This is a genomic window from Streptomyces sp. NPDC002309 (assembly GCF_053593375.1).
This window is the reverse complement of record NZ_JBSFCI010000001.1, coordinates 26,249-38,387: the sequence shown is the minus strand read 5'-3', so window position 1 is coordinate 38,387 and position 12,139 is coordinate 26,249. Positions and strand designations below refer to the sequence as shown.

At 74.4% G+C, this 12,139-nt stretch carries 11 protein-coding genes; 4 read left to right on the top strand and 7 right to left on the bottom strand.

Features of this window, described 5'->3' with window-relative positions:
* Window positions 1-31: 31 nt before the first annotated feature.
* Window positions 32-940, bottom strand: coding sequence for a UTP--glucose-1-phosphate uridylyltransferase (locus ACWCPM_RS00175; RefSeq protein WP_450973845.1), 909 nt, complete (start codon window positions 938-940; stop codon window positions 32-34).
* A gap of 194 nt (window positions 941-1,134) precedes the next feature.
* On the opposite strand from ACWCPM_RS00175, the gene ACWCPM_RS00170 reads away from it, so the two are divergent.
* On the top strand, window positions 1,135-1,338 hold the full coding sequence (locus ACWCPM_RS00170; RefSeq protein ID WP_450973844.1) for a hypothetical protein: 204 nt from the start codon (window positions 1,135-1,137) through the stop codon (window positions 1,336-1,338).
* Between the two features lies 1 nt (window position 1,339).
* On the opposite strand, the gene ACWCPM_RS00165 is transcribed toward ACWCPM_RS00170, so the two are convergent.
* From ACWCPM_RS00165 to ACWCPM_RS00155, 3 genes are all read right to left on the bottom strand, one after another.
* Window positions 1,340-1,792, bottom strand: coding sequence for an excalibur calcium-binding domain-containing protein (locus ACWCPM_RS00165; protein ID WP_450973843.1), 453 nt, complete (start codon window positions 1,790-1,792; stop codon window positions 1,340-1,342).
* 94 nt (window positions 1,793-1,886) lie between these two features.
* Complete coding sequence (locus ACWCPM_RS00160) at window positions 1,887-2,312, bottom strand: TIGR03668 family PPOX class F420-dependent oxidoreductase (RefSeq protein WP_450973842.1); 426 nt, start codon at window positions 2,310-2,312, stop codon at window positions 1,887-1,889.
* Between the two features lie 109 nt (window positions 2,313-2,421).
* Window positions 2,422-3,582 (bottom strand): alkaline phosphatase PhoX, encoded by a 1,161-nt coding sequence (locus tag ACWCPM_RS00155; protein WP_450973841.1) that lies wholly within the window; start codon window positions 3,580-3,582, stop codon window positions 2,422-2,424.
* Window positions 3,583-3,849: 267 nt separating this feature from the next.
* Between ACWCPM_RS00155 and ACWCPM_RS00150 the strand changes: the two genes are divergently transcribed.
* From ACWCPM_RS00150 to ACWCPM_RS00140, 3 genes are read left to right on the top strand one after another with little or no spacing between them, the layout of a single operon-like run.
* On the top strand, window positions 3,850-4,536 hold the full coding sequence (locus ACWCPM_RS00150) for a FadR/GntR family transcriptional regulator (RefSeq protein ID WP_450973840.1): 687 nt from the start codon (window positions 3,850-3,852) through the stop codon (window positions 4,534-4,536).
* Complete coding sequence (locus ACWCPM_RS00145) at window positions 4,533-5,978, top strand: hypothetical protein (RefSeq protein ID WP_450973839.1); 1,446 nt, start codon at window positions 4,533-4,535, stop codon at window positions 5,976-5,978. Before ACWCPM_RS00150 ends, ACWCPM_RS00145 begins: the two co-directional genes overlap by 4 nt.
* Window positions 5,975-7,810 (top strand): FAD-dependent oxidoreductase, encoded by a 1,836-nt coding sequence (locus tag ACWCPM_RS00140; RefSeq protein ID WP_450973838.1) that lies wholly within the window; start codon window positions 5,975-5,977, stop codon window positions 7,808-7,810. Before ACWCPM_RS00145 ends, ACWCPM_RS00140 begins: the two co-directional genes overlap by 4 nt.
* A gap of 32 nt (window positions 7,811-7,842) precedes the next feature.
* Here the strand turns inward: ACWCPM_RS00140 and nirD are convergent, their stop codons facing one another.
* From nirD to ACWCPM_RS00125, 3 genes are read right to left on the bottom strand one after another with little or no spacing between them, the layout of a single operon-like run.
* Complete coding sequence (gene nirD / locus ACWCPM_RS00135) at window positions 7,843-8,193, bottom strand: nitrite reductase small subunit NirD (protein ID WP_450973837.1); 351 nt, start codon at window positions 8,191-8,193, stop codon at window positions 7,843-7,845.
* Window positions 8,190-10,805, bottom strand: a complete 2,616-nt coding sequence (gene nirB, locus ACWCPM_RS00130) for a nitrite reductase large subunit NirB (RefSeq protein WP_450973836.1) — start codon at window positions 10,803-10,805, stop codon at window positions 8,190-8,192. Before nirB ends, nirD begins: the two co-directional genes overlap by 4 nt.
* Entirely contained in the window at window positions 10,806-12,044 is a 1,239-nt protein-coding gene (locus tag ACWCPM_RS00125; protein ID WP_450973835.1) for an NAD(P)/FAD-dependent oxidoreductase, read from the bottom strand.
* Window positions 12,045-12,139 lie beyond the last annotated feature (95 nt).

Here is a 12,139-nt window from a genome sequence, read left to right as displayed (position 1 = left end):
CCTCTTCGGCGTGCCGGGGCCGGGCGCCGCCCTACCGCCCCTCGGCGGGCCCGTCGAGCTCCGCGGCGAGCCGGCGCAGCGGCGGGCCGTACTCGGGGTCGGCCAGGGCGGCGGCGAACTGGGCGGTGAGGTAGGCGAGCGGGTTGCCGGTGTCGTACCAGCGCCCCTGGATGACCTGCCCGTACACGGCGCGGCTGCCGGCGTAGGCGTTGATCGCGTCGGTCAGGTAGATCTCGCCGGTCCGGTGCTCGTACCAGCGCTCGGTCTGCTCCCGCAGCTCGTCCACGATGCCCGGGGTGACGACGTACCCGCCGATGGCCGCGTACGCCGAGGGCGCGTCCTGCGGCTTGGGCTTCTCCACCAGGCCGGTGATGCGCAGCAGCCCCTCGTCCAGGTCCTCCCTGACCACGGGGACGCCGTACCGCTGGGAGTCGGCCGGGTCCATCGGCATCAGCGCGAGGACCGGGCAGCTGGTCGCCTCGTAGGCGCGGATCAGCTGCTGGGCGCGCGGCACCTCGGCGACGAACACGTCGTCCGGCCAGAGCACGAGCATCGGCTCGTCGCCGAAGTTGCGGGCGGCGTTGAGGACGGGCGTGCCGTTGCCGTACGGGCCGTGCTGGTCGAGGTAGGTGATGTGGCCGAGCCGGGACAGCTCGCCGACCTCCTCCACGGCGTCCGCGTACGCCGCCTTGCCGTCGGCGCGCAGTTGCGCGACGAGCGCGGGGTTGGGCCGGAAGTGGTCCTGGATGAGCCCCTTGCCGCCCGAGACGACGATGGTGATGTCGGTGATGCCGGACGCCACGAGCTCCCGGACGGTGTGCTCGATGACGGGTTTGTCACCGACGGGCAGCATCTCCTTGGGCGTGGCCTTGGTCAGCGGAAGAAGTCTGGAACCGAGGCCGGCGGCGGGGATGACTGCCCTGCGGATGGTCGTGGCCATGGATGGAGCCCCCAGTGGCGGAGTGGGTGTCGTGGACGGGACGTGGTGGCGGTGAGTCTTCCACCCGGACGTGGACCGCCGACGGACGGCGCATGCCCGTGGCGTGGAGGAGTGCCGCAGGTGGATCACGGCCGGCGGAGAGGCAACCGGGTGACGGGTGTTGCCCGGGGCCGGCGTGCGTCGTTAGGCCGCACATGATCAAGAAGCTCGTGTGCGTCTCCGTCATGGCCGCCGCCCTTGTGGCCGCCGCCCCCACCGCCCAGGCCGCCCCGGCCCCCGACACGGCCAAGGAGGTGCCCGGAAGCGCCCTGCTCGGCGGCCTGCTCGGGTCGCTGGAGGTGGGGCACCCGGTCACCCCGCTCAACGCGATCCTGCCCAGCGGCCTCCTCGGCCGCTGACTCACGCGTCGCAGGCCACGCCGTCGTCGTCCCGGTCCAGGTGCGAGGCGTAGCCGGGTTCACCGCGATGGATCGGGGCGGCGCCGGCCGCCCGTGCCTCGCTGCAGTTGCCGTAGTACACGGCGTCCGAGCCGGACGAGTCGTCCGAGCCGCCGTCGGCCGCGGGTTCGGCGGTGACCGTCCTGGTCGCGGTGACCGTCTTCGTGACGGTCACCGCGGGCGCCGGCTCGGCTTCCGGGGTTTGCGTCGCGGTCGCGGTCGCCGTCACGGTCATGGTCGGCGCGGGTGAGGCGGACACCGGCTTCGCGTCGGTCGTCTTCTCACCGCCGCCCGCGCCGATCCCGACGCCGAGGAAGAGGACCAGGGCCAGGGCGGGCAGTACGTACCGTTTGCGGGCCCACCCGGGGGCCGGACGAACGGCGGGCGGCTGCGGTGCGATGTACGGGTTGGTCATGTCGTCCCCCCAGGCGTGTCACGTGAGGGGATGAACGTATTGCCGGGTCGCGTGACGCGGGGGAGATGTGGCCATTTTGTGATTGTTGTGCGCCTCAGGTGGAGGTCCAGCCGCTCCAGCGCGTGACGCGGACGGCGACCACGGGGCCCGGGGGAGGGGAGTTCCCGTACTGGTCGTGGCGGGTGTACTTGCCGCGCAGCGACTCGACGGCGCGACGGCTTTCCGGCCCGTCCTCCAGGATCTCCCCCCGGCCGTCGGCGCGGGCCCACCACAGTGCCGACCAGTCCTCGTCGTAGTGGTCGGCCAGCACCGCCACCGAGGGGTTCTCCCGGATGTCGCGCAACCGGCGCAGGTCCCGGGTGCTCTTGGGTTTGTCGTCCACGGCGAAATACAGGACCTCGTCGACGACGGCGAACGTCACCGGCACGAGGTGCGGCGTCCCGTCGGCGCCGGCCGTCGCCAGCCGCGCGACCGACGCGGTGACGAAACGCCGCCGAGCCTCGGCGGGCGAGAGTCTCATGCGTCCACCGTGCCACCTCGTGGGCCGGCCGTCCCGGCGTCGAGGGGCCGCGCTCCCGGCGGGCTCGACCGGTTCGGCGAACTCGACGGGGACGCGGCCGCGACCGGACTCAGGTGCGGAAGGGGCCCGTCACCTCGTACGTGATGCCGCCGGACGAGCTGCCGCTCGTGCCGCGCTGGCTGGAGAAGTACAGGCGCCGGCCGTCGGGGGAGAACGCCGGTCCCGTGATCTCCGAGCCGGACTGGCCGTCGATGCGGAGGAAGGGGGCGATCACGTCGTTCGGGGTGATCACGCAGATCTCCATGCTGCCGCCGTCCTCCGCGACGAACAGGTCGCCGGAGGAGCTGCCGGTGATGTTGTCGACGCCGGTGAGCGGGGCCGTGCCGGAGCTGACGAGGGAGTCGTCGTAGGCCAGTTCGTAGGTGTTGTTCGTCAGGTTGACCTGCCAGACGCGGTTGTCGCCCTTGGTGGTGAACCAGACCGTGTCGTCGGCGTAGTGGCAGCCCTCGCCGCCGTTGAAGGACTTCGAGCCGGACACCTGGGAGCGGGTGGCGGTCGGGGAGCCGTCCGGGTCGGGCACGTTCGCCCAGGTGAAGGAGCCCGAGGTGGCGGACCCCGCGACCATCACCTGGAGCGTGCCGGAGGACAGATCGCCCCAGGTCGCCGGCACGAACCGGTAGAAGCGGCCGTTCGTCTCGTCCTCGGTCAGGTAGACGACCCTGCGGACGGGGTCGGCCGCCGCGGCCTCGTGCTTGAAGCGGCCCATGGCGTCACGGCGCACCGCCGCCTGCACGCCCCACGGGTCGGTCTCGAAGACGTAGCCGAGGGACACCTCCTCGCAGGACAGCCAGGTGTTCCACGGGGTCTTTCCGCCCGCGCAGTTGGTGCGGGTGCCGGAGAGGATGCGGTACGCCGACGTGACCGTGCCCGTCGAGGAGAACTTCACCGCGCTCGCGCCGCCGGAGGGGTTGATCTCCGAGTTGGACACATAGATCCAGCCCGTGCCATCGGTGTAACAGGCGCCGCCGTCAGGGGCGTTGTGCCAGGTGTACGACGTGCCGGTGACGCGCTGCCCGGAACGGGCGATCACCCGGCTGGTGAAGCCGCTGGGGAGCCTGATGCCGTTGGCGTCGGGGGAACCGAGCGCACCGTAGGGGCCCGTGCCCGGCTGGGCGGGGGCCGCGAACGCGGCGCCGCGCCACAGGCTGCCGCCGAGCGCTGCCGTCGAGCCGCCGAGGACGGCCGCACGCAGGAGGTTGCGACGTTCCACTCTCACTCCAAGAGGTGCCGTGACCGGCCCCGCCACCGGTCGGCGGCGAGGTCGTGCGGTCAGGGACCCTAGGCGAGCGGGGTGGACGCGCCGTGGACGGGCCGTGACGCGTCGGCGGCGCGTACGCGGAGGGGGCGCCGCACCGGGTGGTCTTCCTCAAGTGCCGTGTGCGGAAGCCCCATTGACTTCCCGTCGTCACGTTGGTTGGGTGGCTCATCCACTGAGTCACCGGGTCACCGGGTCCTGAGGCGCACCACGGAGGAACGCATGGAGGCACTGCCCCGCGACACCGTCGTCGACGTCCTGGAAGGGCGGTTGCGCGAGGACATCCTCGCCGGGCGCCACCCCGTCGGCAGCTATCTGCCGCCGGAGCGCCGGCTCGCCGACGGCTACGGCGTCAACCGCACCACCCTCAAGCACGCCTTCGGCCGCCTCGTCCAGGCGGGCCTGCTGGAGACCAAGCACGGAGTGGGCACCCGGGTACGGGACTTCGCACGCCTCGGCGGCGCCGATCTGCTGCCCATGCTGGTGCGGCACAGCCCGGACTGGGTCGGTGAGATCTTCGAAGTACGGCGTTCCGTCGGCCAGTCGATCGCCGGGCAGGCCGCCGCCAGGGCCACCGCCGGGGACCGCGCCGAACTGCGCACCCTGCTCGACGCCGTTCGCGAGGCCGAGGGCGGCGCGGCGGTCCAGCTCGCCGACATCGAGGTGCACCGGGCTCTGGCCCGCGCGACCGGCAACCGCGTCTACGTCCTGCTGACCAACACGCTCTTCAACGCCTACCTGCCGGTGCGGGCCGCCCTGGTCGGGCCGTTCACCGACGCGGAGGCCGCCCACGCGCGGCTCGCCCCGGTGGTGGACGCCGTCGCGGCCGGTGACGAGGACGGCGCACGTCGGGCGGCCGAGGCGTATCTGACCGCGACCGAGCGGATCATGCTGGAGGGACTCGCATGACGGCCGGCCCGGACACCCCCGCCGAGACCGGCACCGCCGCGCACCGGACACCGGGGACGCGCGGCACGACGTTCCGCGAGACGATGCTCGGCACGGTCCGGCTCGACGGCGAGGACCGCGCCCGCCGTGTCCGCCTCGACCTGCGCGTGGCGGCGGACCGGGTGCTGCGCCCGTTCGCCACGACCCCGGCACGGGCGACCGGACGTCTGCGGATCGCGGGCCTGGCCGACGCCCCGGACACCCGGGGCGAGTTGGAGATCTCGCCCCTCGCCAGGCGCCGGATCCGCTACCGCCTGGACTTCACCGCCGACGGCCGCCGCCTCACCCTCGACGGCTGGAAGTCGGTGACCCCGCGCCGCCCGCTCACCTCGATGACCGTGCTGCCCTTCACCCTGTACGAGGACGGGAAGCGCGCGGGCACCGGCACCCTGCGCTTCCCCCTCACCACCGGCCTGGCGCCGTTCCTCGCGAGCTTCCGCTTTCCTCGCCGCGAGAACGCGGACGCGCTCGTCTCGCCCCGCTGGAACGGGGAGCCGGGGCGCACCGAGGTCTGGTACACCACCCTCACGGACCCGGCCACCGGCACCGGACTGTGGCTGCACCACGAACTCACCGCGCCCGCCGACGGCTCCCCGCCGTACGCGCACGGCTGGGCCGCCGCCTTCCCCGCGCGGGGACCCGTGCGCCACGCCCGCTTCGGCCCGGCCCCGTGGGACCGGCCCGGCGAGGGCTTCACGGCGGCGGGCGCGTCGGCCACTCCCGGACGGCTGACCGGATCGGCGGACACCTTCCGCTGGGACCTCGCCGAACGGGCCGCGGGCGAGCCGCTGTTCACCTTCCCCCGCTGGTCCTGGCGCCGGCCCCTGCTGCCCGCCGCCCAGATCCTGCCCGCCGCGCGCGCCGTCTACGACGGGACCTTCACCTACGACGGCACCACCCTGACCCTCGACGGCGCCCCCGGCGGCTCGGCCCGCATCTACGGCCACGGCAACGCCCGCCGCTGGGCCTGGCTGCACGCCGACCTCGGCGAGGGCGACGTCCTGGAGGTCGTCGCCGCGGTGTCCATGCGGCCCGTGCTGCGCCGGCTGCCTCCGCTGGTGTTCCTGCGGCTGCGGCGCGGCGGCGGGACCTGGCCGCGGCGCGTGGAGCGCGGCGCGATCGGCTGGGCGGGCCTTTGCCGGTTCCGCGCCGACGTCGGCCTGCCCACGTGGACCGTGACCGGCCGCGCGGGACTGCGCCGCATCCGTGTCGAGGTCACCCAGCCCGCGGACCGTACCCTCGCGCTCGACTACACCGACCCGGACGGCGCCCCCGCCGTCTGCCGCAACAGCGAACGCGCCGACGCCCACGTCCTGCTGGAGCGGTGGTGGCCGGGCGGCTGGCGCACCGAGGCCGAGTGGCATCTGGACGGCACCGCGCACGCGGAGGTGGGCACCCGATGAGCCTCACCGGATTCGTCGCCGCGCTGCTCGCCGACGACGGCACCGAGCCCTGGCCCGCCCGGGTGCCCGCCCGTCTCGACCGCGTCCTCGACTCGATGCCGCTGCCCGCGCGCTCCGGCGTACGGGCCGCCGCCCTCGCCGTCGACGCCTACGCCCTGGCCCGCACGGGACGCGGGCTGGCCCGTCTCACCCCCGTCGAGCGCGAGTCGGTCCTCGCCGGTCTGGGCGGCCACCGCGCGCTGGTCCCGCTCCTCGACGTGCTCAAGGTGCCCGTCCTGCTGGCGGCCGGTACCGAGCGCCTCCTCCAGGACGGGGCGAGGCCCACCGCGCCCGCCCCGGCCGATCCGCCGCTCGACTGCACGCCCGCCGGTGCCTGGCCCGCCCGCTCCACCGCCGACGCCGTCGTCGTCGGCTCCGGCGCGGGCGGTGCCGTCGCGGCCCGTACCCTGGCCCGCGCCGGACTCGACGTCGTCGTACTGGAGGAGGGCCACCACCACTCCACCGCGTCGTTCGGCGGGCGGGCCCCGCTGGACCGGTTCGCCGAGCTGTACCGCGACGGCGGCGCCACCGTCGCCCTCGGCGACCCGCCGCTGCTGCTGCCCGTCGGCCGGGCGGTCGGCGGGACCACCGTGGTCAACTCCGGCACCTGCTACCGCACCCCCGCCCACGTACTGGCCCGCTGGAGCGGCGACTTCGGCTTCGGGCTCGCCGACCGCCTCGGGCCCTGCCTCGACGAGGCCGAGCGCACCCTGCGGGTCGCCCGTCAGCCCCTCGACGTGCTCGGTGCCAACGGGCGGCTCGCGCTGGCCGGCGCGGAGAAGCTCGGCTGGCGGGCCGCGCCGCTGCGGCGCAACGCGCCCGGCTGCAAGGGGTCCTGCCAGTGCGTGGTGGGCTGCCCGACCGGCGCCAAGCAGAGCGTCCAGCTCTCCGTGCTGCCGGACGCCTGTGCCGCCGGGGCACGCATCGTGACCGGCGCGCGGGTACGCCGCCTCCTCGTGGACGGCGACCGGCCCGGCGGGCCGCGGGCGGCGGGCGTGCGCGTGCGACGGGACGACGGCGGGGAGTTCGAGATCCTGGCGCCGCTCGTGGTCGTGGCCGCGGGCGCCCTCCAGTCGCCCCCGCTGCTGCGGCGCTCCGGCCTCGGCGGCCATCCGCGGCTCGGCCGCAACCTCAGCGTCCATCCGGCCACCAGCGTCGCCGGGCGGTTCGCCGAACCGGTCGTCGCCTGGGAAGGCGTACTGCAGAGCGTCGGCGTCGAGGAGCACCACGACCAGGGCGTCCTGATCGAGGCCACGGCCACACCGCCGGGCATGGGGTCCTTCGTCCTGCCGGGCCTGGGCAGGCGGTTGCGGCGCGAGCTGGCCGACGCGGGACATCTCGCCACGCTCGGTGCGTTGATCGCCGACCGCCCCTCCGGCCGGGTCCTGGGCCGCGAGCGCACCCTGCTCCGCTACGACCTGGACCCCCGTGACGCGGGCCGGCTGACGCGGGCCGTGCGCGCCATGGGCGAGCTGCTGTTCGCCGCGGGCGCGCGGGAGGTCCTCACCGGCATCCCGGCCGCTCCCCGCGCCGCCACCCTCGCAGAACTGGACGCCGTCCTGGACGGGCTGAGCGCGCGCAGCCTGCACCTGTCGGCCTACCACCCGACCGGCACGGTGGCGGCGGGCGCCGACGCGGAGCGCGCCCCGGCCGACGAGGTCGGACGGCTCCGCGGGGTGTCGGGTGTGCTGATCGCCGACGCGTCCGTGCTGCCGAGCTGCCCCGAGGTGAACCCGCAGCTGAGCATCATGGCCGCGGCACTGGCGGTCACTCAGGCGCACCTGGAGCGGTGAGGCGGGTTCGCGAGAAGACCCGCCCCTCCCGTTCAGGCCGCCCGTACCTCGTACGTCCGCACCCGCACCGTCTCGTCGTCCAGGCACTGCCCGGACCGCAGGTCGAAACGCTGCTTGAGCAGCGGGGAGGCGACGAACGGGCGGCCCCGGTGGGTGCCGGTCAGGCCCCGGGAGAGGACCGCCGCGCCGGTGAACGGGTCGCGGTTGCCGATGGCGTACAGACCGCCCGCGCGGTCGCGGAAGACGGCGGCCTGGTCGCCGTCCGGCAGCAGTGCCGCCACGCCCCGGCCGGGGAGGAGCCGGCGCAGGTCGCAGACCGTGAACCAGTCGTCGGCCAGCTGGAGCTGGACCAGCAGGTCGGTCGTCTCGGGTGCCAGGGTCATCGCTGGGCGGTTCCTTCCAGGACGTCTGCCGCGCGGGGCAGGCCGATCGACAGCAGCGGCAGGTCGGGCTTGATCTGATCGCGTTCGGGGACGAAGGCGACGACCGGGTCGGGGGTGTCGGGCGCGTTCACGAAGGAGACGAAACGGGCCAGCTTCTCGGGGTCCTCGATGGTCTGCGCCCACTCGTCGCGGTAGTGCGCGACGTGCGCCGCCATCAGTCGCTCCAGTTCCTCGCAGATGCCGAGGGAGTCCTCGACCACGACCTCCCGCACATGGTCCAGGCCGCCGGGGAGGCGCTCCAGCCACGTCGACGTGCGCTCCAGGCGGTCAGCGGTGCGGATGTAGAACATCAGGAAGCGGTCGATCAGGCGGATCAGTCCGGCGTCCGACAGGTCCTGCGCGAGCAGGTCCGCGTGGCGGGGGGTCGCCCCTCCGTTGCCGCCGACGTAGAGGTTCCAGCCGTTCGACGTGGCGATCACGCCGAAGTCCTTCGACCGGGCCTCCGCGCACTCCCGGGCGCAGCCGGAGACCGCCGACTTCAGCTTGTGCGGGGAGCGCAGGCCCCGGTAGCGCAGCTCCAGGTCGATCGCCATCCTGACCGAGTCCTGCACGCCGTACCGGCACCAGGTCTGTCCCACGCAGGACTTCACCGTGCGCAGCGACTTGCCGTAGGCGTGGCCCGACTCGAAGCCCGCGTCCACCAGCCGGGTCCAGATCAGCGGCAGCTGCTCGACGCGCGCGCCGAACATGTCGATGCGCTGACCGCCGGTGATCTTCGTGTAGAGGCCGAAGTCGCGGGCGATCTCGCCGATGACGATCAGCTTCTCCGGGGTGATCTCACCGCCGGGGATGCGGGGGACGACCGAGTAGGAGCCGTTCCTCTGGAGGTTGGCCAGGAAGTGGTCGTTGGTGTCCTGGAGGGCCGCCTGCTCGCCTTCCAGGACATGGCCGTCCGCGCCGATCGCCGGGGCGAGCGAGGCGATGACCGAGCCGACCGCCGGCTTGCAGACCTCGCAGCCGTCACCGCCCCGGGCGTCCTTTCGTCCGTAGCGGTCCAGGAGGTCCCGGTACGACGTGACGCGCAGCGCCAGCACGATCTCGTACAGCTCCTCGCGGGTCTGACCGAAGCAGCCGCACAGGCCCTTGTCGACCTCGACGCCGCCCGCCTCCAGCTCCGCGGTGACCAGCTGCCCGAGCACCTTGACGCAACTGCCGCAACCTGTCCCGGCCTTGGTGCACTTCTTCACCTCGGGGACCGTCACGCACCGGTGGTCCGTCACCGCGCCCCGGACGGTGCCCTTGGTGACGTTGTGGCAGGAGCAGATCACCGCCTCGTCGGGCAGCGCGGACGGGCCGAGCGGGGCGCCGCCGCCGGAACCGGCCGGCAGCACCAGCGACTCGGGGGCGACAGGCGGGACGGAGCCGGTGAGGGCGCGCAGCGTGCCGTACGCCTCCGCGTCCCCCACCAGGACGCCGCCGAGCAGCGTGCCGTCGCGGCCGATGACGAGCTTCTTGTACAGGCCGCTGCGGGAGTCGGAGTAGACGACGTCGAGGCAGTCGCCGACCGTGCCGTGCGGGTCGCCGAAGGAGGCCACGTCCACGCCGAGCAGCTTGAGCTTGGTGGAGAGGTCGGCGCCGACGAAGGAGGCGTCCTCCTCGGCGGCCGCGATCGTCGCCGCCGCCGTCACGGCCTGCTCGTAGCCGGGCGCGACCAGGCCGTACACCCGGCCGTCCACGGCCTGGGCGCACTCGCCGATCGCGAACACCCGCGGGTCGGCGACCGTGCGGCACCGCTCGTCGACGCTGACGCCGCCGCGCTCGCCGACCGCGAGCCCGCACGCGCGGGCCAGTTCGTCGCGGGGGCGGACGCCGGCGCTGAACACCACCATGTCGACGGCGAGTTCGCCGCCGTCGGAGAGCCGCATGCCGGTGACGGAGCCGTCGGCGTCCGTGACGATCTCCTGTGTGCCCGTGCCCGTGTGGACGCTCAGGCCCATGCCCTCGATCGTGCGCAGCAGGGCCGCTCCGCCGCCGTCGTCGACCTGCACCGGCATCAGGCGCGGCGCGAACTCCACGATGTGGGTGGACAGTCCGAGGCCCTTCAGGGCGCCCGCGGCCTCCAGGCCGAGCAGCCCGCCGCCGACCACCGCGCCGACCCGCGCCCCGCTCCCCGCGTACGCCTCGATGGCGAGCAGGTCCTCGATCGTGCGGTACACGAAGCAGCCGGTCGCGTCCTTGCCGGGGACCGGCGGGACGAAGGGGTAGGAGCCGGTGGCGAGGACCAGGACGTCGTAGGCGAAGACCTCTCCCGAGCGGGCGGTGACCGTGCGGGCCGCGCGGTCGATCGTCTCGGCCGGGTCGCCGAGGCGCAGGTCGATGCCGTGCTCGGCGAGGAACTCCCCGTCGGTCAGGGACAGGTCCTCGGGGCTGCGGCCCGAGAAGTACGAGGTGAGCTGGACGCGGTCGTACGCGGGACGCGGCTCCTCGCAGAGCACGACCACGCGGTGCGTGCGGGTCAGGCCGCGCTCGGCGAGCGCTTCGAGGAAGCGCTGGCCGACCATGCCATGGCCGACGAGCACGATCGTGGGGGTGGGCCCCGGGGTGGCGGACATTCAGGAGCCTCCGTCGTGGGTGAGCAGATGGAGCAGGGGGCCGTCGCCGGGGAGCGGCTCCGCCCCCTCCCAGGCGCGGGCGAGGGTGCCGACGGTGCCGAGTTCGCCGACGAGGACCCCGCCGACCAGCCGGTCCTCGCGGACGACGACCTTGCGGTAGGTGCCCCGGGTGGCGTCGGCGAGCTGCACGACGTCGTCCCCCGGGAGGGGCTGTGTCTCCCCGAACGCGGCGAGGTCGAAGGGGGCGAGCCCGGAGGGTGCCCGGCCGGCGAGGGTGAGGCGGGTGAGGGCACGGGTGCCGGTGTAGCGGGCGGTGGTGTTGCCGGTCAGCAGCGCGGCGAGGGTGTCGGCCTGGTCGAGCGCGGGGGTCGCGAGGCCGTACAGGGTGCCGTCGTGCTGGGCGCAGTCGCCGATCGCGTGGATGTGCGGGTCGCCGGTGCGCAGTGCGTCGTCGATGAGGACGCCCTCGCCGACCGCGAGGCCGGCCGCCCGCGCGAGCCCGACGCGCGGGCGGACACCGCAGGCCAGGACCACGAGGTCGGTGTCGAGGGCGTAGCCGTCGGACAGCTCGACCGAGCGGACCGTTCCGGAGGCGACCCGGACGTCCCGCACCCGGCACTCGGTGTGCACCTCGACGCCGAGGTCGTGCAGATGGCGCCCGACCAGCCGGGAGGCGGCCGGGTCGAGCTGGCGCTCCATCAGCCGCTCGGACTGCTGGGCCAGCACGACCTGCGCCCCGCGCACGGCGAGCGCGCGAGCGGCGGAGACCCCGAGGAGCCCGCCGCCGACGACGACGGCCCGCGAGGAGGGGCGGACCGCCTTGGACAGCGCCAGGCAGTCGTCCATGGTGCGGAACGCGTGCACGCCCTCCGGCAGCGCGCGGTCACCGGGGGTGAACAGGCCGCGCAGGGGCGGCAGCACCGGGTTGGAGCCGGTGGCCAGGACCAGCGTGCCGTAGGGGATCACCGAGCCGTCCGCGCAGCGCACGGTCCGCGCCTCGCGGTCGATCCCGGTCACCCGGGCGCGCAGCGACTCCGCCGGGCCGGTGAGGCCCGGCAGCGCGATCACGTCCGGCTCGTACCGGCCGGCCAGCACCTCGGCGAGCAGCACCCGGTTGTACGGGCGGTGCTCCTCCTCGCCGACGAGCAGCGCGGGCGTGCCGAGCTCACCGAGCCGCCGGGCGAGCCGTACGCCCGCGAGGCCGGAGCCGATCACCACCACACGCGTTGTCGGGGTCATACATCGCAGCGTGCGGGGCGGGTGTTACCCGGCGGCATCACCTCTGTTTCCCAGGGGGAACGCTGCCCTCAGCGGGGGCGGGGGCCGGCTGTGAG

Excerpts from the sequence above, each read along its gene's own strand:
- ACWCPM_RS00175 (WP_450973845.1), bottom strand. The coding sequence starts at position 940 with ATGGCCACGACCATCCGCAGGGCAGTCATCCCCGCCGCCGGCCTCGGT.
- ACWCPM_RS00170 (WP_450973844.1), top strand. The coding sequence starts at position 1,135 with ATGATCAAGAAGCTCGTGTGCGTCTCCGTCATGGCCGCCGCCCTTGTG.
- ACWCPM_RS00165 (WP_450973843.1), bottom strand. The coding sequence starts at position 1,792 with ATGACCAACCCGTACATCGCACCGCAGCCGCCCGCCGTTCGTCCGGCC.
- ACWCPM_RS00160 (WP_450973842.1), bottom strand. The coding sequence starts at position 2,312 with ATGAGACTCTCGCCCGCCGAGGCTCGGCGGCGTTTCGTCACCGCGTCG.
- ACWCPM_RS00150 (WP_450973840.1), top strand. The coding sequence starts at position 3,850 with ATGGAGGCACTGCCCCGCGACACCGTCGTCGACGTCCTGGAAGGGCGG.
- ACWCPM_RS00145 (WP_450973839.1), top strand. The coding sequence starts at position 4,533 with ATGACGGCCGGCCCGGACACCCCCGCCGAGACCGGCACCGCCGCGCAC.
- ACWCPM_RS00140 (WP_450973838.1), top strand. The coding sequence starts at position 5,975 with ATGAGCCTCACCGGATTCGTCGCCGCGCTGCTCGCCGACGACGGCACC.
- nirD (WP_450973837.1), bottom strand. The coding sequence starts at position 8,193 with ATGACCCTGGCACCCGAGACGACCGACCTGCTGGTCCAGCTCCAGCTG.
- nirB (WP_450973836.1), bottom strand. The coding sequence starts at position 10,805 with ATGTCCGCCACCCCGGGGCCCACCCCCACGATCGTGCTCGTCGGCCAT.
- ACWCPM_RS00125 (WP_450973835.1), bottom strand. The coding sequence starts at position 12,044 with ATGACCCCGACAACGCGTGTGGTGGTGATCGGCTCCGGCCTCGCGGGC.